At 46.1% G+C, this 21,248-nt stretch carries 16 protein-coding genes; 11 read left to right on the plus strand and 5 right to left on the minus strand.

The annotated features are described in order from the left end of the window. Window positions 1-115: 115 nt before the first annotated feature. Window positions 116-670, minus strand: a complete 555-nt coding sequence (locus tag QZW47_RS28440; RefSeq protein WP_293135274.1) for a TetR/AcrR family transcriptional regulator — start codon at window positions 668-670, stop codon at window positions 116-118. 158 nt (window positions 671-828) lie between these two features. Between QZW47_RS28440 and QZW47_RS28445 the strand changes: the two genes are divergently transcribed. The 3 genes from QZW47_RS28445 to QZW47_RS28455 all read left to right on the plus strand — a co-directional run bounded on the left by QZW47_RS28445 (window position 829) and on the right by QZW47_RS28455 (window position 2,677). Next, window positions 829-1,452 carry a glutathione S-transferase family protein gene (locus tag QZW47_RS28445; protein WP_293135277.1) on the plus strand — a complete coding sequence of 208 codons (624 nt, stop codon included), beginning with the start codon at window positions 829-831 and terminating at the stop codon, window positions 1,450-1,452. 195 nt (window positions 1,453-1,647) lie between these two features. After that, window positions 1,648-2,232 carry a pyridoxamine 5'-phosphate oxidase family protein gene (locus QZW47_RS28450; protein ID WP_293135280.1) on the plus strand — a complete coding sequence of 195 codons (585 nt, stop codon included), beginning with the start codon at window positions 1,648-1,650 and terminating at the stop codon, window positions 2,230-2,232. A gap of 31 nt (window positions 2,233-2,263) precedes the next feature. Continuing rightward, the gene (locus QZW47_RS28455) at window positions 2,264-2,677 is read left to right on the plus strand and encodes a nuclear transport factor 2 family protein (RefSeq protein ID WP_293135283.1); all 414 of its coding nucleotides are present in this window, start codon (window positions 2,264-2,266) and stop codon (window positions 2,675-2,677) included. Window positions 2,678-3,154: 477 nt separating this feature from the next. Here QZW47_RS28455 and QZW47_RS28460 read toward each other — a convergent pair whose 3' ends face one another. Next, entirely contained in the window at window positions 3,155-3,823 is a 669-nt protein-coding gene (locus QZW47_RS28460; protein ID WP_293135286.1) for a 2OG-Fe dioxygenase family protein, read from the minus strand. A gap of 795 nt (window positions 3,824-4,618) precedes the next feature. Here QZW47_RS28460 and QZW47_RS28465 point away from each other — a divergent pair. Continuing rightward, window positions 4,619-6,211, plus strand: coding sequence for a hypothetical protein (locus tag QZW47_RS28465; RefSeq protein WP_293135289.1), 1,593 nt, complete (start codon window positions 4,619-4,621; stop codon window positions 6,209-6,211). A 677-nt stretch (window positions 6,212-6,888) separates the two neighbouring features. On the opposite strand, the gene QZW47_RS30280 is transcribed toward QZW47_RS28465, so the two are convergent. From QZW47_RS30280 to QZW47_RS28480, 3 genes are all read right to left on the minus strand, one after another. Next, complete coding sequence (locus QZW47_RS30280) at window positions 6,889-7,287, minus strand: transposase (RefSeq protein WP_366930944.1); 399 nt, start codon at window positions 7,285-7,287, stop codon at window positions 6,889-6,891. Window positions 7,288-7,408: 121 nt separating this feature from the next. Further along, window positions 7,409-8,170 (minus strand): aldolase/citrate lyase family protein, encoded by a 762-nt coding sequence (locus tag QZW47_RS28475; RefSeq protein WP_293135292.1) that lies wholly within the window; start codon window positions 8,168-8,170, stop codon window positions 7,409-7,411. Between the two features lie 127 nt (window positions 8,171-8,297). After that, window positions 8,298-8,726 carry a hypothetical protein gene (locus QZW47_RS28480; RefSeq protein WP_293135348.1) on the minus strand — a complete coding sequence of 143 codons (429 nt, stop codon included), beginning with the start codon at window positions 8,724-8,726 and terminating at the stop codon, window positions 8,298-8,300. Window positions 8,727-8,971: 245 nt separating this feature from the next. On the opposite strand from QZW47_RS28480, the gene QZW47_RS28485 reads away from it, so the two are divergent. The 7 genes from QZW47_RS28485 (at window position 8,972) to QZW47_RS28515 (ending at window position 20,878) form a co-directional block, all read left to right on the plus strand. Further along, window positions 8,972-11,044: an FAD-dependent oxidoreductase gene (locus tag QZW47_RS28485; protein WP_366930945.1), complete on the plus strand. Its 2,073-nt coding sequence runs from the start codon at window positions 8,972-8,974 to the stop codon at window positions 11,042-11,044. Between the two features lie 8 nt (window positions 11,045-11,052). Beyond that, on the plus strand, window positions 11,053-11,190 hold the full coding sequence (locus tag QZW47_RS28490) for a hypothetical protein (protein ID WP_293135298.1): 138 nt from the start codon (window positions 11,053-11,055) through the stop codon (window positions 11,188-11,190). Window positions 11,191-11,474: 284 nt separating this feature from the next. Further along, on the plus strand, window positions 11,475-11,666 hold the full coding sequence (locus QZW47_RS28495; RefSeq protein WP_293135301.1) for a hypothetical protein: 192 nt from the start codon (window positions 11,475-11,477) through the stop codon (window positions 11,664-11,666). Between the two features lie 137 nt (window positions 11,667-11,803). Then, the gene (map, locus tag QZW47_RS28500) at window positions 11,804-12,631 is read left to right on the plus strand and encodes a type I methionyl aminopeptidase (protein WP_293135304.1); all 828 of its coding nucleotides are present in this window, start codon (window positions 11,804-11,806) and stop codon (window positions 12,629-12,631) included. A gap of 349 nt (window positions 12,632-12,980) precedes the next feature. After that, the gene (locus QZW47_RS28505) at window positions 12,981-13,673 is read left to right on the plus strand and encodes a response regulator transcription factor (protein WP_293135307.1); all 693 of its coding nucleotides are present in this window, start codon (window positions 12,981-12,983) and stop codon (window positions 13,671-13,673) included. A gap of 635 nt (window positions 13,674-14,308) precedes the next feature. After that, complete coding sequence (locus tag QZW47_RS28510) at window positions 14,309-14,674, plus strand: hypothetical protein (RefSeq protein WP_293135310.1); 366 nt, start codon at window positions 14,309-14,311, stop codon at window positions 14,672-14,674. A 1,002-nt stretch (window positions 14,675-15,676) separates the two neighbouring features. Next, window positions 15,677-20,878: a hypothetical protein gene (locus QZW47_RS28515; RefSeq protein ID WP_293135313.1), complete on the plus strand. Its 5,202-nt coding sequence runs from the start codon at window positions 15,677-15,679 to the stop codon at window positions 20,876-20,878. Window positions 20,879-21,248 lie beyond the last annotated feature (370 nt).

A 21,248-nucleotide genomic window follows, 5' to 3' on the forward strand; every position in this document is an offset into this window, starting at 1 on the left:
GTAATTCATGGAGTAGAAGTTAGAGGACAAAGGGGAAATTACACTACACAACGTCTTAAGTTTAACTCCAATTAGGTAACTTAATGTTTTGTTACATAGATAGGTTTTTTCCCGCCTACCTACTTATGTCCCGATATAATTGTTGCGGTAATTGTTTGATAACTCGCCGAAAAGGAGCCAAATCATTCAACCCGTGCGACAGAATCAGAGCACCTTGAACTGCGATCGCGGCATCTTCTCCGCGCTGATGAGCCAGTGTTTCATCCAATCCTGCTGTCATCAAAACCTCTGCGATCGCATCAATCCAAGTCCGCAATAGGTTTTGTACTTGAGGATGAAAAATCTCGCGTGCCGAACCCATCAATAGGATGGCAAATAAGCAAGGTTGTTCCCCTCCTTCATGTAACTCGAATGTGCGATCGCACATTCTCTGGAGCCTAGTCAAAGTATCTCCCTCACTGCGAAGGGCTTGCAGAATGTTTTGCTCGAACCCTGCTCTAAGGTGATCCAACACAGCTCTTACCATCTCCTCCTTACCACCGGGAAAGTGATGGTATAGGCTTGCTTTGCCCAAACCTGTGGCTTCAGAAATTTTAGATAGGGTTGCTCCGTCGTAGCCATGCTGTCGAAACAGTTGCAGCAGGCATGGAATATAGGTTTCTTGTGGCATGGACAGCAATTTTGAGTTGACCTATTGACATTATACCAAACGTTCGGTACATTAATGTTATACCGAACGAACGGTACAAACATTGAGTAATTCACAACACCTGCAAAGTGTTGTCTATCATCTATTGTTCTCTATTCTCCAATCAGAAGGTATGACCCATGATTAAGCTTTACGGTCACGAAGTGTCTGGCAACAGCTACAAAGTCAGACTTTTACTTTCACTCCTGAATCTTGAATACGAATGGATCAAAGTCGATTTGATGAAGGGCGAACACAAATCACCAGAATTTCTTGGTCTCAATCCCTTCGGTCAAGTTCCCCTGTTAGTAGATGGTGACACCATCCTTGCTGATGCTCAATCGATTTTAGTATACCTGGCTCGTCAATACGGTGGCGACCAATGGCTACCCTTAGATGCTATACCTCTGAGTCGAGTTGTGCGTTGGTTGTCAACCACTGCGGGTGAAATTCGCCAAGGGCCCGAACACGCTCGTCTTTACTATCTGTTTGGTGCAGCAAGCAACATCAACATTGACCGGGCAACTCAAAAAGCAGAGTTGATTCTCGCTCAACTAAATCAACATTTGAGCGATCGCACGTGGCTAGAATTTGAACATCCGACGATCGCAGATGTGGCAGTCTTTCCCTATGTGTATTTGGCTCCCGATGGCAAGATTTTCCTTACTCCCTATCCCCACGTTCAACACTGGATTACACGAATCAAACAACTGCCTGGGTTCATCGAGATGCAAGACGGGATTGAGGCTTCTGCAACGGTATAGCGATGCAGAACTTTGAATGGGAGAATGGTAAATAATCTTTTCCATTATTCTCCCATTCAATTAAAACAGTCCCGGACGCAAAAAACCGGGTTAAGAGTCAAAATCACAGGTTTTCATCGATCGACGTTAGCGCAGAAACCGGATTTTTGACCCGCCTGTGTTTAGGACTCTCAAAATTATCAAGAGGACAGTGCCATGGCTCGTAAATTCACCAAAATTGCCTTCACTCCCGCTGTCAAAGCTGCCCAAGCACAACGTGGAGCGCGAGAAACTTACGCTCGGTTTGAACTCTTTGGGCCTGAGAACGATGCGATAACACCTGACATTGAAGAGTTCATTGCTCAAATCGATGGATTTTATCTGGGAACTGTTAGTTCTAATGGCTATCCCTACATTCAGTTTCGCGGTGGTCATCCAGGTTTTTTGCAAGTTCTGGATGAGAAAACATTGGGTTTTGCTGACTTCAAAGGGAATGTTCAGTATGTCACAGTTGGTAATCTTTCCGACAACGACAAAGCTTTTATATTTCTTATGGATTACCGTCACCGTAAACGACTAAAAATTTGGGGGAGAGCCAGATATGTAGAGGGCGATCGCGAACTAATTGAGCGATTGAGAGTACCTGAAGATGACTCAGAAGTTGAACGAGTTATACTCTTTCAAGTCGAAGCCTGGAACTGGAATTGTCCGCAACATATTCCCCTTCGCTACTCCGAACAGGAAGTTGCGGCACTTCAAGCCAGAATTGCTGAGCTGGAAATGTTGCTGGGCGATCGCTAATCTGAAAACCTTTTGCAGTCACAAACTACTTATGGAAACCAAACCACCTCTACCGCCCTTTACGCTAGAAACAGCCAAAGCCAAAGTTCAAGCCGCCGAAGATGCCTGGAATACCCGCGATCCCGAACGAGTGGCCTTAGCCTATACAGAAGATTCTCAATGGAGAAACCGCGCCGAATTCTTCAGCGGACGGGAACAAATCAAAGCTTTCTTAACACGCAAATGGGCAAAAGAACTAGATTACCGTTTAAAGAAAGAACTCTGGAGTTTTACGGATAATCGAATTTCTGTTCGCTTCGAGTATGAGTGGCACGATGATTCGGGCTACTGGTATCGCGCCTATGGAAATGAACAGTGGGAATTTGCCGAAAATGGGTTAATGCGAAGACGTGAAGCAAGTATTAATGATGTTCCCATTCCAGAGTCTGAACGGAAGTTTCGATAGAAGTTATTTGTGAGTTGCTAGACACAGGTTTGAGCGTGCGGACTTTAGTCCTCGGATTTAGAAGGACTGAAGTCCTCACTACGAACCGGTTTGAGGGTGCGCACTTGAGTCCTCGGATTTAGAAGGACTTAAGTCCTCACTACGAACCGGTTTGAGGGTGCGGACTTTAGTCCTCGGATTTAGAAGGACTGAAGTCCTCACTACGAACCGGTTTGAGGGTGCGCACTTGAGTCCTCGGATTTAGAAGGACTGAAGTCCTCACTACGAACCGGTTTGAGCGTGCGGACTTGAGTCCTCGGATTTAGAAGGACTTAAGTCCTCACTACGAACCGGTTTGAGCGTGCGGACTTGAGTCCTCGGATTTAGAAGGACTGAAGTCCTCACTACGAACCGGTTTGAGCGTGCGGACTTGAGTCCTCGGATTTAGAAGGACTGAAGTCCTCACTGCGAACGAAAGACGCGCAATTTTTAACTTGCTCAATCAGTAAGCAAACTCGGAGAAGTGATCACAAAGACATCCCTGGTTCCCACTCCTTCCACTTCCGGTTTAATCGGCGTAGTAAAATGGAAAAACTCGTGGTCATTGACTAGCAGCAATTCTCCCGGATGCAGAATTTTATTAAACACGGGCTTCTCTTTTTTTGCCAAGTATAAATGCGTTTCTCCGCCTACGATATTAGTGCGATCGACCGAGAAAATCCCGATAAAATCAGTACCGTCTTGGTGAATGCCTTCCGGTGCGGGGTTTCCGAAATTTTTGGGGGAACAACTCGTCCTGATTTGATGGACTCCGATTTCACCTTCCGGGTGAATTTTGCATGAATCGAAGAAAGCAAAAATCAGTTGTTTGAAGTTATCGAGGCTAATTAGCCGATCGTCCAATTCGGCATATTCTCGCCGGATATCGCCCACCACCGGATTATACTCTTTACTTTGGAACAAATAGCCGTGAGGTAACTTAACTAACTCAGTCCCGTTGATGACAAACCGCGACAATCTTCTGGAACGATACTTGCCTTTAATATAAGGATCGACTGGCATATCTTTGAAAAATGGCTTGAAACCTTCTAGCTTGATCGAGTTTACTTTTTTGAAAGTAAACATGAAAGCATAGTCCAAGTGAATGGATTCTAATACGGTTTTCATAGAGTATTCTCCGTTAATCCTTGCTCCCCTTCTAAGTCTTGCCTTAAGAAGGTTTATACTTCTACTCTAGCTCAGGTTTTTTGAATGTGTCGTAAAAAATATTACAAAATTTGCAAAGATATCGTAAAGAAGAAGGAAGAAGGAAGAAGGAACAGGGAAGAAGGAACAGGGAAGAAGACATACACAGCAAGCTTTTTACCGATCGCTATTTGATGTTTAATTAGGTGGATTTACTTAGTAATACCTGTTTTCCAAAATCGTGCAACAAAACAATTGTTGGGCGCAGTGAAACGGAGGGTTGTTTGTTCTACCCGATGTGTCAGGTGCGTCGCTCTCTCGAAACAGTCGGTTAAATTTAGGGATGAGGGGAGCGACACACCCTACAAATACAGAGGCATCATTTTTGAAAAATGGTATAGAACCCATTTGACATCTTTAAAATTGTGGCTCGATCGCCCGTTGTGGCTCGATCGCCCGTTGTAGCTCGATCGCCAGCTACGAGCATCACTTACACGGAGCGGGCGATCCTCACAAGATATTCAATGGATTCTATTGAACCGCTATTGACTGGATACTCGATCGTATCTTGCCCTTAAAGTCCAAGTAAATTTATACCAAATTAGATGAGCTTACCCTGGCTGGAGACACCATCATGCTTATTTTTCAGGACTTTCCTGCGGGGTTCGGAAACCGGGTTTCTTTCTGGATAGCTCGTTACCAAACTTAATATTTAGTAATTACCGTTTAGGAAATAATAGAAGATGTCCGAGATATAACGGTTACAAGTATCGTAAGATGAGTATTCCGATTCAGGTTTCACCCCCGACGAACGATCTGACCCTATCAAAAGACCAGACGCTCGCCGAAGTGGTGAAAGTCACTATCCCAAAATCTGGGGTAGTCCCCAAAGTGGATGCCTATTTTCTGGCGGACACGACCGGTAGCATGAATACAGCGATCGCTGCCGTCAAGAAAGGCATCGTCGATGCGATGACCAGAATCCAAGCACTAGGCTCTGATGTCTGGTTCGGGGTTGGCGACTACAAAGACTTTCCGGCTCCGATTGCTGATGAACATCCCTACGCCTTCGCGCACCAAAGCAGCCTGAGTGGCAATATCGCCCAAGCCAAAGCCGCGATCGATTCCTGGAAGACCTCTCCAGGTCAGGACACTCCAGAAGCCCAATTCTATGGACTCGATCAGGTGGCAGAACCACCAGGTGGCAAAATCGGTTGGCGTGCAGATTCCAAGCGGATCATCGTTTGGTTTGGCGACGCCGCAGGTCACGACTCAGTCTGCAAGGCAATTTCCAAGCTTTCCTACGACATCACCGAGGCATCGGTCACCGCTAAGCTAGTCGCCGAGAAGATCAAGGTGCTGGCACTGAGCATGAACACCAATTATCGTGCTCCAGCGGGACTCGACGACGAACCCAGAAACTCCTCTAGCACGTTTAGAGCTAAATGCGGAGAGCCAGGTGGTACCCCCGGACAAGGGACAAGAATCGCCAAGGCGACGGGTTGCAAGCTGGTGCAAGGTGTGAGTGTCGATACGATTATCAATACGATCGTCACTGAATTGACGGCACAGATCGCAGTAATCGGGAACGTCAGTCTGGTAGCTAGCGGCGCCACGGCACCTTTTGTAGTTGCGATCGCACCTACCGCTGGTTATGGTCCACTCAGCAGAGACCAAGACAATCAAGTTAGCTTTGACGTTTCCTGGCTTGGTAATGTACCCGGTACCAGTTCGTCCCAGGTGTTTAGTGGCTCTCTTGATGTCGTCGCTGATGGAGAAGTCGTTGGCGGCAAGACCGTCAAAATCACAGTTCCAATTTCTTTTCCACCACTACCCCCCATTAATCCCGAGGAGGATATGATGCTCCCACGCCCAGATGATGTTTCCGGTACCTGGATGTTGATTCACCAAGTAACGGGTGGTTATTTAGTACCGTATGGTTTCCCTGTGACTCCCGGCAACTCGTTGATGAGCTGGAGCCAAGAGTCTCCCGAGTCCGATCCATCTAATGCAGGAGGAAAATCACAGCTGTGGGTTCTGGAGAAGCAGACCGATGGAACCTACCGCATCCGGGCCTTGAATCAAAATACGTTGTATATCCAAGCGCCAGAAAAACCTGCGGCTAATGTGAATGGGTACCCAAGGTTGCAACAGAGCAGCAACAGTCCTTTGCAGTCTTGGGTATTGGTTCCAGCCAGCGGTGATCCCGACACTTACGTCATCCAACCGAAGTCATTCCCCAACGCTGCCCTAAGTCTTTTTAGCCAATATGCTGATGCCAGAGGCAGCGGACATTACGTGGTCGCCAACCGCACCTGGGGACAACCAACTTTCCATCACTATTGGCGACTGACCAAGCCTCCCGCTTGATGCCAAGTAAAAAAAGATAGAGCAGATTGCAAGTGAAATAGAGTACCAGCAATTCATGGGGCATCAACGAATACTGATTTGCCAACTGATGTTACTGTCATAAACCTGCAATCTGCTCTATAGAACCCATTTGAGATCTAAGATGCCAACCTTTTAATCATCAGTCTAATAAAGCAAAGGTTAACCTTAGCATTGGCATTATCTAAAGTTCTCTTTTCGTTATTAATGAGTATTTTACATCGTTCCATCCAGGCATTCGATCGTTCAATTATCCACCTCGCTTTTACCGGAAAAAATCCCGACTTACCTTGGGCTTATTTTTGTTCTGTTGATGGTTTTTCCGAAAGTTCAAACTTAATTTTAGTCAGAATTTGTGGGTAAACCTTTTTTAATTCAACAGTCAAATGTTCAGGATGATATCCGCGAGCGAGTAAGATAGTTATTTTGGGAACATTAACGGGTTTAAACTTAAAATAATCGATATTGATCGTCAACATCTCAATTAAACCAGCATCATCTGATAAACTGGCTTTAGTACAATGAGTAAAGAAGGGAAACCCAAGTGTATCAACGGCTAAGTGCCTTTAAATGCCGTTGGTAGATTTGTAAAAACAATATCATGAGTGAGGCAGCGCTGGCATTACAAGTATTTTTTACGGCCTGTGAGTCGATAATCATCAATGTAGTCCATTTCGGTTTTTTTTGACCTGCGCTCGTAGTTGAGAATGTAAGACCCTCATCAATTTGCCAATCGCTCCTTGAGAACGCCACTGCTTGTAATACCAGTATACGGTAGAGTAGGGAGGTAATTTTTTTGGTATATCTGCCCAATTGCAACCATTTTTGAGTTGGTATAAGATGCCATTTAAAATTTGTCTTTGAGTCCAGTTAGGTGGGCGAGTTCTCTTTTTTTGAGGCAATATTTGATAGAGAAAGGGTGACAAAATTTCCCCTAAGGCATCTGTGAGATTAGTAGAGTAAAACACGTCAAGCAATAGTGTTTTGAGGGTAATTTTACATGAATTCAGTAAGCAGAGACAACCAATAACCCTTCCCGGTTTTGCTTGAAACTGCATCACTCTCTTTCCGGGCGGGCAATTGGATGTCGATCGCCCGTAGCGCTCGCCGATCGCCCGTAGCGCTCGCCGATCTCACATGAAGGGCGATCGTCAAAAGATCTCAAATGGGTTCTATAACTTAACTCCGCACTGCTTTCACCAGCGACTGACAGGCCCGCAGGAAGACGGCAACATCTGCCCCAAGGGCGACATACTGAACGCCAACATCAATCCACTGCTTGGCGATTTCGGGGTTTTCGGCAAAAGTACCGGCTGCTTTCCCTGCTTTGCGGATGGTTTGCACTGCTTCCTGCATCATGTCGATGACTCGCCGATCGCGGACTTGGCCCGGAATGCCGATCGACTGTGACAGATCGTAAGGCCCCAAAAAAATCACATCAATATGAGGGACTGTCACAATTTGCGCCAAGTTGTCTATACCGCCTTTCCCTTCGATGTGAATCACAACCAAGGATTCTTCATTGAGTTTGTCCGTGATATTTGTACCTGCGGCCGTGTAAAGTCCCGCCCGCGTAGCGAAAGAAAGGCCCCGCGTCCCCAGAGGACTGTATTTAGCGCTTTTGACAGCGATTTCGGCATCGATTTTGCTTTCAATTTGAGGTACTTGAACGCCTGCGCTGCCGATGTCGAGAGCTCGTTGAATTTGCGGCCCGTCGTTTTTGCGGACGCGGACAATCGGTGCAATGCCGCTGCAATCGGCCGCGCGGCACAAATCTTCAGCAGCAAGCGGGTGCAGGGGGCCGTGTTCCATGTCGATGACGGCAAAATCAAATCCAGCGTGACCGCAGATTTCGATGAATGCGGGATAGGCGCAGTTCATAAATAAGCCGAGGACTGTTTCGCCTTGTTTGATTTTTTGTTTTAGTTCGTTTTGACGCATAAATTTGATTTTTTAACCGCAGATGAACGCGGATTAACGCTGATTTTTTTTATTTTATACTCTTCAACCTGCGGAGGCAGGTTTTGTTTTTATAGACGCGGTTTCAACCGCCGTCTGCATCTGATTTTTATGTTAAGAGAATTGAAAGAAACTTTATAGCTGATTTTGCTTCTATTTTAAATGGAATCAGGCACAAAAACCAGCCGAAAAAAAACATTCCTAGGATTGGGACAAATATTGCTCCCACCGAAGGTTCGACGAACCAAGCAAATAAAGAAAACATTCCTATACTGCCCGTTGTCCACAGCCAAAGAATCATAAATGCTAGCACTATTTTATGTAAACTCATCCTGACTTTGATGGAACAACCAAAGGGTTTAGAATAAATTTCTCCTTCGATCATTGGCAAAAATGAATTGCGACCGGTGATGATGCGACTGATTTTAAAGGTATTGTCAGAAATAGTTCCTTCATAAGGTTTTGCAGGTGGCGCACCGAAAGGTATGTTTATTCTAAAAAATTTCGGAGGAGTCACAACTTCGTCCAACCTGTTCACAACTTCTGAAAATGTTAAACTTGTGGTAATTGTTAAACTCTCAAAAGGAATCAACGACCTGAAAAAAATGCCGATTCTGAGCATAAGTTTTATCCTGCTTTTCTATAATTATTGATGGTATTAATGCCTTTTATATAAAACAACTTTGCCCTGACAGCACCGCGAAATACCAGTATACTGCAAAATAAACATTTCGATGCGATGAGTGTTTTTCGCTGATGTCTAAATTAATTCCACAATCTCCCATGCAACTGCGACGGTATCTATTTTTGCTCAAAGGTCGATCGCTCGTCACCTTCACCCTCAGCCTCATTACCTCGATCTCGGCTATTACCCCAGCCTTTGCCGCACCTCCTCGCAATCCCGACAAAGAGGAAACTTGCGACATTCTCGTAGCAGGCGGCGGGCTTGCGGGTGCTGCTACCGCCTACGAAGGTTTGCTCGCAGGGCGCACGGTTTGCATCACAGAAATTACTGACTGGCTGGGCGGTCAAATTTCCTCTCAAGGAACCTCCGCACTAGACGAAAGAGAGACTCAGCGATCGCTCTTATTTTACCCGCGCGGCTACTTAGAGTTGCGGCAGCGGATTAAGGAACATTACGGAAGGCTAAATCCCGGCGGCTGTTGGGTTAGCTATTCGTGTTTCATGCCCTACAACGGCCACAAAATTCTATCTGACATCTTGCAGGATGCGGCCGAAAGAGGCAATGGTAAGCTCAAATGGTTTCCGAATACGGTGATTAAAGAATTAGCAGTTACTCCGGCCGCGGCGGGAAATGCGGTAGGGGGCCAACAAATTAAAAGTGCGATCGCCATTCAACACAAACCCGCCGCCAACACCCCGCCCATCAACACCGAAACTCTGTCTCAAACTATCGAAGATGCCTATCGCTACGAAAATTCGGCGCGATTTAACAAAACTCTTATTCGGTTTACTTCCAAACCGCCCAAGCAGTCAAATTCGCAACCTAGAGGTGCTGATTGGTTCGTGGTAGATGCGACGGAAACAGGCGAATTGATCGGACTTGCCGATGTTCCCTATCGCCTCGGAATTGACCCGCGTTCCCCTCTCGAACCTTCCTCAGCCAGCCCCACCGGCGATGCTTACTGCACTCAAGGTTTTACCTACACCTTTGCGATGGAAGCAACCAAGGAACCGCAACAGCATCAATTGCCATCTTTTTATCAACAATACGCTCCTTACTACAGTTACGAATTGCAAAGATTAGCGAGCTTTCCGCTAGTTTTCAGCTACCGCCAAATTAGGAGCATGAGACCCGACGAGCCGCGCCCTGCCGATCCGAAACAATTCCCGATTTATCCTGGGGATATTTCCATGCAAAACTGGACGTGGGGGAATGACTACCGTCCGGGTTCGGCTCAGGATAATTTGATTTATTCTCGCGCGCAATTGGAGGCTAACGGTCAACTGCAACCGGGCGGTTGGATGGGCGGTTTGCGAACGGAAACTTTACGTCGTGGCGAAGAAAATGCTAAAGGATTTTTCTACTGGTTGGTAGCAGGAACTACTGACTCGCAATTAGGTAATGGCGTGAAAAAGCCTTATCCTAACAATCGCTTTTTGAGCGGGTTGGATTCGCCGATGGGGACGGTGCACGGACTTTCTAAATATCCTTATATGCGGGAGGGGCGGCGGATTATTGGGCGTCCGACTTTGACTCAGCCTCAAGGTTTTACGGTGTGGGAAGTTGATATGTCTCGCAATGATTTTAAGACGGATTTTTACCGGAAGAATTTGTCGGAACAAGAGTATCGGAATTTGTGGTTGGCTGTGGGAGGTTTGAACGCGCCGGCTTTGGCTGTGGGAACTCAATCTGTTGAAGAGACAAAATCCCGATCGCGCGCCACGATTTATCCTGATAGTGTGGGTATCGGTCATTACGCGATCGACTTTCACCCCTGCATGACCAACAGCCCGCCGGAAGCCCCGGGAAACACCGAACGCGAAGGTACTCGCAAAGGTCAAGGCCAAGCTTATCCGTTCCAAATTCCGCTGCGAGCAATGATTCCTCAAAAGATTGACAATATGTTAGTGGCGGGTAAAAGTATTGCTGTGAGCCACACGGCGGCGGCTGCTTATCGAGTGCATTCTTTTGAATGGTCTGCGGGTGCGGCGGCGGGTGTTACGGCTGCTTTTTCCCTAGAAAAGGGGATTTTACCCTATGAATTGGTGGACGAATTGCCGTCCCGCGAGCCGAATTTAGAGGCGCTACAGTTGCGATTGCAGCAAAATAAAAATCCGATCGCCTTTCCGGGTACTTCTATCTTCAATAGTTCTTGGCAAAATTGGAAGTAAAGAGGAAGATGCAGGAAGATGCAGACGGCGGTTTCAACCGCGCCTTGTCAGAGGAAGACGGCGGTTTCAACCGCGTCTTGTCAGAGGAAGACGGCGGTTTCAACCGCGTCTACAGAAACGAAGTCCGCCGGACGCCGACTGAATAAAATAACGTAAAACGTTATTTTCACCGCCCCTTCTTCAACCCGCGGAGGCGGGTTTTGTTTGACAAGACGCGGTTTCTAACCGCCCGGTAGGCTAAATAAAATAACGTAAAACGTTATTTTCACCGCCCCTTCTTCAACCCGCGGAGGCGGGTTTTGTTTGACAAGACGCGGTTTCTAACCGCCCGGTCTTCTGTGGGTGTAACCGCGTCTACTTCAACCCGCTCCCGTCGCGTGAGTGTTTTTATAGACGCGGTTTCAACCGCCCGGTCTTCTGTGGGTGTAACGTGTTTGTTGACACCATATCCCCCTCTCGCCCTCTCCGACTCCCCTCTCCCGTGCGGATTTCTGATAAAAATATTAAGCTAACTAAAGCACAAGCGATCGACAGTTCGGACAAGACTCTGGTTTTGGCTCAAAAAGTCGGCTATTTGCGGTTTTTTGCTTTGATAGCAATCGCCACAGCGGTGAGGACATAAGTGATCTCATGAATACAGCCTCCTAACCCATAGCATAAACGGTTTGATTTCCTTGCCATGCAACTGTCAACTGTCCACTGTCAACTGTTCACTGCTATATCTGCTGTCAAATTACAAAATTACCTGACAATCAATACATGAATATTTTTAGCAGTCTGCTTTCTGGGCCAACTAAACAACCCCAAGTTACAAAACAGCGTCGAGGCATTGAAATTAAGTCGGAACGCGAAATCGAAATTATGCGGCAGGCCGCGAAAATTGTCGCAACGGTACTCAAAGAGATTTCCCAACTGGTGAAACCGGGAATGACTACTGCTGATTTAGATGTTTATGCCGAAAGACGCATCCGCGAAATGGGCGCAACTCCGAGTTTCAAAGGTTATCACGGTTTCACCGGCTCGATTTGCTCTAGCATTAATAACGAAGTGGTTCACGGCATCCCCAGCCCCAAAAAAGTGATTCGCGCCGGAGATGTTCTCAAAGTAGATACGGGAGCATATTATCAAGGTTTTCACGGCGATTCTTGTATCACGATCGCAGTTGTGGAAGTGACACCGGAATCGGCAAAATTAATTAGAGTTGCAGAAGAAGCTCTCTATAAAGGTATCGAACAAGTGAAGGCGGGAGCTTATTTGCTGGATCTCGCTGGTGCGATCGAAGATCATGTCAAAAGCAACGGTTTTAGCATCGTTGAGGAGTTCACAGGCCACGGTGTCGGGCGCAATTTGCACGAGGAACCGTCGGTTTTCAACTTCCGCACCCGGGAAATGCCTAACGTGAAATTGCGATCGGGTATGACATTGGCGATCGAACCGATTTTGAATGCGGGTTCTAAGTACACTCGGACGCTGGCTGACAAGTGGACTGCTGTAACGGTTGACAATGCTATGTCTGCTCAGTTCGAGCATACTGTATTGGTGACGGAAACCGGTTATGAAATTTTGACCGATCGTTCAAAAGTTTAAGTCGGAATTGTTCAAGAATAGACCTGAATTGTAAAAGTCCTTTTCATCAAATTTAGGGGCGGGTTCGCGTGCCCATCCCACAAGAAAAAATGATTTTTGTGGGATGGACTCTGATATCGCGTTCGATCGATTAACCGTAATAACATTGGTTCGTAGTGCGGACTTCAGTCCGTTCCATATTGCGGACTGAAGTCCGCACTACGAACCGTTTTGGCGACTGTAATCGACCGGACATGGTATTATAGTCAGTCCTAACTATTTTTGTAATCTTGTCTATAGATGGAGTGAAAAAATAGTTGAATTTGGCTAAATTAAAAGATAATAGTGGTAAAGCGTAAGGGTAAAGGATATGTCAGCACGATTATTATTGGTAGATGATGAACCGGGCTTGCGGGAAGCAGTACAAGCTTATTTGGAAGATAGCAATTTTTCGGTTGAGGTTGCCAGTAATGCTCGGGATGGCTGGGAACTATTGCAGCAGATGAATCCAGATTTGGTGATTTCAGATATTATGATGCCGCAGGTGGACGGCTATCAGTTTCTCAAGCAAGTGCGGGAAGATCCTCGCTATAAGGCTTTGCCGGTGGTGTTTTTGACGGCTAAGGGGATGACGGGCGATCGCATTCAAGGCTATCAAGCAGGCTGCGATGCTTATCTTTCTAAACCCTTCGATCCCGACGAGTTGGTAGCAATTGTCACCAATTTGCTCGCCCGCCGCGCGGCGGCGAAGGAGACGGGCGGCAATGCTGAAAGTCCTGATATTGCTGCTTTGGCTAGCCAAATGGCGAGAATTGAGTCTTTGCTGAGCGGCCGTAGTTCGATCGTCCAAAGTGCTTCGCCGGTTAAAATTGATTTGACTCCCCGAGAGCAAAGTGTTTTGGATTTGGTTGCTCAAGGTTTGATGAATAAGGAAATTGCTCGCCGCTTGGAAACTAGCGTGCGGAATGTGGAAAAGTACGTCAGCCGTTTGTTTAGCAAGACTGGTACTAACAGCCGTACTGAGTTGGTGCGCTACGCCCTCGAACACGGCTTGACTAAGTAGCAAGCGTTTAGGCGCTTTTGACTCTTCGCCCACCAGCGTTACCAGGTTCTTCCTGGTAGCGAGAATTCTGCCAAGAATTAGAAATATTCAGATATATAAGTAGGGCTTGCTGAATAAGCGATCTGCTTGGGCTAGGGCATAGGGCATTGGCCAAACAGGGCATAGGGAATAGGCAAGAGTGAAGTGCATAGATTTTTGGGTGATTGACTCCAAAGAGAGCATTCTCTCCACTTATTGAACCTGAGAATTCTCATCAGAAACAGGTTTTGGAGTTATTCAGCAAGCCCTAAGTATTGATAGATATCGGATGGGTATAGTAGGTCACATCAGCTTGCTGGAAACACGGGGACACGGGGCGCGCAACTTTTCGTCGCTGTGAGTCTGAGATAGACACTGGGACTTCTGGAGGAAATTACTTAAAGGAAAACCTGATTCCTTAAGAGTTTTCACGTAGTAAAGAGAAACGGGAAGAGTTGGCCTGATACCCTCTGTCAAGCAAACTTGTCGCGAAGTGTCACAGATTGGGTTATATGTCGGAAAATAAGGCACTATTAATTAATAGCACCGCAGCCCAGCAGCGGCGGATGTTTGAATTTATAGCAGCACTAAAATCTAGTTGATACCAGGAGGATAGCATGGGGAAAATCACGGCGCGACAAACGATAAATGCAATGGTATTATTGCCGATCGTACTAATCGCAAATACAAGTCAAGCTTTGGCCGCTGATACCGCTCAAAAAACAGAGCCCAATCAGAAAGTGTCAGATTTGGGCGATCGGCTGGATTTGGATGTGGCGGCTCCAACTACCACAATCGCCATTGAAGAAAGCGAGGATGCGGACACACCAGATTTTTCAGCTACTAATTTAGATGTGGAGATTGATAAATTTATGACCCAAAATCTGCAAGTTGTAATTGAGGAACCGCCGCCCGTAGTTTATCTCAGTGCGGCGAGAGGCCAGCAAAGTAGGGAATGCAATATTTCAGCGATTTGTGAGTAACTTCATCGGATTTGTCAGATTTTTGGCAGCGACTTTTTTGCTCGGTATAATTTGAGCGACCGAGGGTAAAAAAAATCAGTAAAATCCGATGGGTTTGACTGAGATTATGATAACAGAGTATGTATTTTCTCGGGTATGCTTTAAGGGCGATCGCCTAAAACAATCGGACAGTTTCAGGGCTGACGCAGGAGTCGAAACCCGGTTTCTATAAATTTTGGGTTGAGTAACGAAAAATATACAAAAAACTTAGTTTTTGCTCGTTAGCAGGCTCTGCCTGATAACGCAGCTCCGGAGGCTCTGCCTCCTTTCCCCTCGACACTTCTCGGAGAGAGAAGAATGTGAATCGGAGGTGTTTAAGTTATAAAACTTTCGTTACTTAGTATGCGTCCATAATTGCATTAATAGGATGGGTTTTGCAGCAGTAAACTCGCTTGTATTGAAGTGATATTAATGCTTAAGAACCTCCTACAAGTTGTAAGGTGCGAAGTCCACACCCTACATAAAAATTAACTTCTTTATTCCTTATTCCTGATGACGGCAGGACGGCATGACTGCTGCGAGTCGGGACAGCACTTGACGGCAGAACTTCTTCCTGATGACTAATGACTACCCTTCGACTTCGCTCAGGGCGAGATGACTAATGACTACCCTTCGACTTCGCTCAGGGCGAGATGACTAATGACTACCCTTCGACTTCGCTCAGGGCGAGATGACTAATGACTACCCTTCGACTTCGCTCAGGGCGAGATGACTAATGACTACCCTTCGACTTCGCTCAGGGCGAGATGACTAATGACTACCCTTCGACTTCGCTCAGGGCGAGATGACTAATGACTACCCTTCGACTTCGCTCAGGGCGAGATGACTAATGACTAATGACGGCAGGACTTCTTCCTAATGACTAATGACTAATGACTAATGACTACCCTTCGACTTCGCTCAGGGCGAGATGACTAATGACTTCTTTCTACAGCATCTATCCTACCGCAATTTGAAAATATTATGATTAATTCGCGCTGCCAACAAGACACCGCCGCCGAACAAAACAAAAGTTCGCTGCAAACTCTCTCCCGGAGTCTCTCGATGTCTCAGGGGGAATTCTCCCTGATTTTGGTGCGGTGCAATTACAGTGCGATGCGAGAGGAAACTGTACGTCAATTGCGCCAGGAGTCGGGGATTGAGATTCGAGAAATTGTCCTCCCCACATCTGTTAAAACTCTGTACACGACGATAGAAACCGAACTTGGTGACAGCCAGCCCCAAGCTTTGATGGTGTTTGGATTAGAATCGGTAAGTGCAATCGATCGCGTTTTGACTTCTACCAACTACGTCAGGGAAGAATTTCGGAATAATTTTCCCTTCCCCGTGGTGCTGTGGGTGACAGACACAATCTTAAAAAAACTAATTCGGTTAGTCACAGATATTGAGACTTGGACGACAAGTGTGGAATTTGTGCTGGGCCCAGACGAGTTGGTGGACTTTTTGGGCAAAAGTGGCGATCGCATTTTTACTCAAATTTTAGAAAGCGGCAATTGGCGTTTGAGTAATTGGGCCATTCTGGGAGCCAATTCTTTAACTGAATTAGAGTCTGCAAGGCAAGATTTGGAAACTTGTAACATCAGGTTAGAACCCGCGATAGACGCAAGCTTGCAATTTATTCAGGCCCGAAACGAGTATGCTTGTCACCGCATCGAAAAGGCTATTGAGTTATATCAAAACAGTCTCAACTTTTGGAAATATCAAGTAGCATTTATCGGGCCGAAAACCGCATTTAGCGATTTGTTATTTACCGTTCACCCTGCACCAGTATTAGAGGGAATTCTCCTATTCCACATCGGCCTTTGCTACCGCTTCCAAGCAGAACAGCACCGCAGCGGCAACCGTCCTTATTGGACTGAAGCTAAAAATTATTTTCAGGAATGTATCGATGTTTTGGAACGGGCCAGACAGCCGAATGCCGTCGGTATATTCATCAATCAACTCGGCGAAGTATTGCAGCATTTACAAGATTGGGATGCACTCTGGAATTTAGCGATTAAAGCTCGGAGGTTACATGAAAATATGGAAAACTCAACAGTTAATTTGGCTCAAGATTACGGCTTTTTGGCTAAAGTAGCCTTAGAGCAAAAGAATTGGCAAGGGGCGAAAGAATGGGCTTTAGTGGCTCTAGACGCTCTCAACTCAAATTTAGAAGCGATGGGACACGGAGCGCCTGTAAAGTCGCAGCATCTAGGCTTGTACCTGTTAATTTTAGCAGAGGCTCAGAGCCAGTTGGGCGAGGTCGAGGAGGCGATCGCAAATTTAGAGCTCGCTCGCTCGGAAACTGAGCCTTGCTACAACCCGCAACTGTATTTGAGAGTTTTAGAAATGCTGCGAGGACTCTATTTTCAGCGGGGAGAATATCTCAAAGCCTTTCAAATTAAGCAAGATTATCGATCGGTAGAACATACGTATCGCTTCCGAGCTTTTATTGGAGCCGGAAAGTTGCAGCCGCACAGAGAAGCGATTAATCCCGCCGCCGAAACAGTTGTCGCCGCTCCTACTATCGCTGACGAAATTACTGCTTCTGGTAGAGAAGCAGACCTCAACCGCTTGATATACAGGATGAACAATACCCCCGACAAACTGACAGTAATTTACGGTCAGTCTGGAGTTGGAAAAAGTTCGATTGTCACCGGAGGATTAGTACCGGCGCTCCAGCAAAAAAAGATAGAAATGCGAACGGTTTTGCCTGTAGTGCTGCAAGTTTACAACAACTGGCCGCGGGAATTGACCAGACAGTTATCTGGGGGGAAAGCTGAAATATTCAATCGCGAAAGTTCCGATGCTTTACCGTCCAATGCTGCCGTAGATTTGACCGTATCCGGCGCAGTCAACGGCAATCTTGGTAATGGATTAAACGGCAGTCTCGCTGCGAATAGCTCCCCTAACGTTGAGCAATCGGAGCCTGTTGAAGTAATTCTCGAAAAACAGGCGATCGAATACGATAAAATCATTAAAGAGCTGCAAATAAATTCAGAACATCTAGTGACTGTTCTGATATTTGACCAGTTTGAAGAATTCTTTTTCGTGTGGAAAGAGCCTGCGGAAAGACAGATATTTTTTGATTTTTTGCGGAAATGCTTGACAATCAAGTATTTAAAAGTAGTGCTGTCTTTGCGGGAAGATTACCTGTACTATTTGCTGGAATTTTCCCGACAAAAACACCAGACGGAATTTATCAATAATGATATTTTGGCTGACATTCTCAGCAAAGATATTCTGTTTTATTTGGGAAATTTTTCCCAGGGCGATGCGCGATCGGTAATTCGCACGTTAACTGAACGATCGCAGTTTTACTTAGAACCAGAGCTAATCGAAGAATTAGTCAAAGATTTAGCTGGAGAATGGGGAGAAGTTCGCCCCATCGAACTGCAACTTGTGGGCGCTCAACTCCAACAAGAGGATATTAGAACTTTAACTCAATATCAGGAACTCGGCAACAATCCGCAACAGAAATTAGTCGAAAGATTTGTCGAAGAAGTCATCAAAGATTGCGGGCCAGAAAATGAAGTAGCAGCGCGCCGGGTTTTGTACTTTCTGACGGATGAAGATGAGATACGTCCCCTAAAAACTCGGGCTGAATTAGCTTCAGATTTAGCGATATTCGCAGAATCTGATAAATTAGATTTAGTCTTAGAATTGTTGGTCAAATCCGGTTTAGTTTTTCGGTGGACGGAACTACCGACAGAGCTTTACCAGCTCGTTCATGACTATCTAGTTAGCTTCATCCGCCAGCAGCAGGAATTGGATAAAAAAGCAGAATTCGAGGAATTGCGAAAGCAAAACCAAATTAACCGAGATGAAATTGAACAAATTCGCAAAGACAGAGAGCAAGATGCTTTGTTGTCGGAAGCCAGAGACAAACAGCACGAAGCAGAAGCTCAACTTTTTCAAAGTCGGAGATGGCAATTGCGGGCGGCGATTCTAGGAGTGTTGGTACTCGGAGGTGTTTCTTGGATGGGATTCGAGCAAGCAAAATTAGCAGAAAGCGCGCGCCAAGAAGCAGAAACAAGTCGGACTGATGCTCTAAATTCTGCCTCGGAAGCTTTGGTGCTTTCTAATGAAAAAAATCAATTGGGAGTGTTAGAAAATAGTATTAAAATCGGTCGCGATTCTATCAAGAGTACAGCGCTACCTGTGGATACTAGAAATAAAATTGCTGAGAGACTCAGACAAGCAGTTTCTGGGGTGCAAGAAAGCAACCGTTTTGAGCAGCACAGCAAGTTTGTTTTGGATGTGACTGTCAGTCCCGACGGTAATTCTGTTGCTTCGGCAAGTACGGACAAAACTGTTAAATTGTGGAGCAAGGAAGGTAAGTTATTAAAGACTTTCAAGCACGGCGATAGCGTGACGAGTGTTAGTTTTAGCCCGGATGGGAAAACGATCGCGACTGGTGGCGCCGATCGCACAATTAAAATTTGGCAAGTGGATAACGACCAAAGTGCGATCGCCAGTTTAACAGGCCACAGGAAAATTGTTACCAGCGTCAGTTTCAGTCCCGACGGCAAAACCCTAGCTTCCGCGAGTCACGACAACACGATCAAAATCTGGAACCTAGAGACAAAAACATTGCTGCAAACCTTAACCGGACACAAAGATTGGGTGCTCGGCGTCAGTTTCAGCCCCGACGGCAAAACAATTGCTTCTGCTAGCGTTGACAAAACTGTCAAACTTTGGAACCGACAAGGTAAAACCCAGAAATTTCAAATCAAGCCCCAAACATTAACCAAACATTCCAATATTGTTTACAGCGTCAAGTTTAGTCCCAACAGCCAACAACTCGTCTCGGCAAGCGCCGACACCACAGCCAAAATTTGGAACATTAACGGTGAGGAAATCACAACTCTTAAAGGACACAATGATGCAGTTGTGAGCGCGAGTTTCAGTCGCGACGGCGAAAAGATTGTCACCGGCAGCGCCGACGATACGGTAAAAATTTGGAGTCGCAGCGGTACTTTGCTCAACACTTTTCGAGGACATCAAGATGATGTGAGGGCAGTAACTTTCAACGGCGATGGCACGATTTCTTCCGCAAGTAAGGACAAAACGGTGAAAATTTGGCAGCCCAATAACACTCCGTTGAACAAAATTTTATCGGGACATGAAGGCTGGGTTTATAAAGTCAGTTATAGTGCAGACGGTAAAATTATTGCTTCTGCTAGCCGCGACAACACGGTGAGGCTGTGGCGCCCTGACGGCAGTTTAATCAAAATCTTAGAAGGTCACAATGATTCTGTTACCTGGGCTGGATTTTCGCCTGACAATAAAACTGTTGCTTCTGCCAGCGATGACAAAACTGTGAAACTATGGAATTTTAACGGAAAACTGTTAGATACTCTGAAGCACAGCGGTATTGTTAGAAGTGTGAGTTTTAGTCCAGATGGCAAGATAATTGCTGCCGCTAGTGCCGATCGCAAATTGTACCTCTGGCGCTGGAACGGTGCGAAAGCAACTTTGCTTGCCAAACTCGATCACAGCAATCCTGTAATTAGCGTTAGTTTCAGCCCCGACGGCAAAACAATTGCTACTGCTACCGCTGCTGACGACAAGGCGAGCGCCAAGAAAACGGCTGTGGAAATGACAGGAGAAAAGAGAGTTTACCTGTGGCAATTTAATGGTACTTCAGCCAAGGTTGTGAAAACTCTCGACCACGGGGATAGGGTAAGAGATGTGAGTTTCAGTCCAGATGGCAAGACTGTTGCTGCTGCTTGTGCTGATAAAAAAGTTTATTTGTGGGCTGTTGACGGTAAGGCGGCAAATTTAACTGAAAAACTCGACCACAGCGATACTGTCGAAAGCGTGAGTTTCAGTCCTGACGGCAAGTTGATTGCGGCGGCGAGTGCAGGAAATACTGTTAAGCTGTGGAATTTTGACGGCAAGCAGGCGCTGCTTTCTAAAACTTTGGAATCGAGCGATCGGGTGTTGAGCGTTAGTTTTAGTTCGGACAGCAAAACTCTGGCTTTTGCTAGCAGGGATCGGACTGTCATTCTGTGGCCTTTGCAGAATTTGGAACTGAATAATATGATTGCTCGGAGTTGCGAGTGGTTGGGGGATTATTTGCAGAATGACCCAAATGTTGCTGAGGGCGATCGGCTGCTTTGTCTTGGGTTTGGGAAGCAGTCGTTAAATAAGGATCGCAAATTAAATAACTTACAATTTTAATTGTTATTGTGGGGTGTCCCGCCCGCCCTTGTGAGAGGGGCGGGATCTGGCGCCCACCCCACCGCCCTTGTGCAAGTTATTAAATTTTCATTCCTAATCAGAAGTAAACCAGGTTTGTAAAATAAGAGGAAATAAACCAGGTTTGTAGTGAGGACTTTAGTCCTTTCTTTTGGAATGAATAAGGACTGAAGTCCTCACTACGAACCTGGAGTAAGAAGGACTGAAGTCCTCACTACGAACCTGGAGTAAGAAGGACTGAAGTCCTCACTACTAACCTGGAGTAAGAAGGACTGAAGTCCTCACTACTAACCTGGAGTAAGAAGGACTGAAGTCCTCACTACGAACCTGGAGTAAGAAGGACTGAAGTCCT

It is taken from the genome of Microcoleus sp. bin38.metabat.b11b12b14.051 (genome assembly GCF_013299165.1).
Classification (GTDB): Bacteria; Cyanobacteriota; Cyanobacteriia; order Cyanobacteriales; family Microcoleaceae; genus Microcoleus.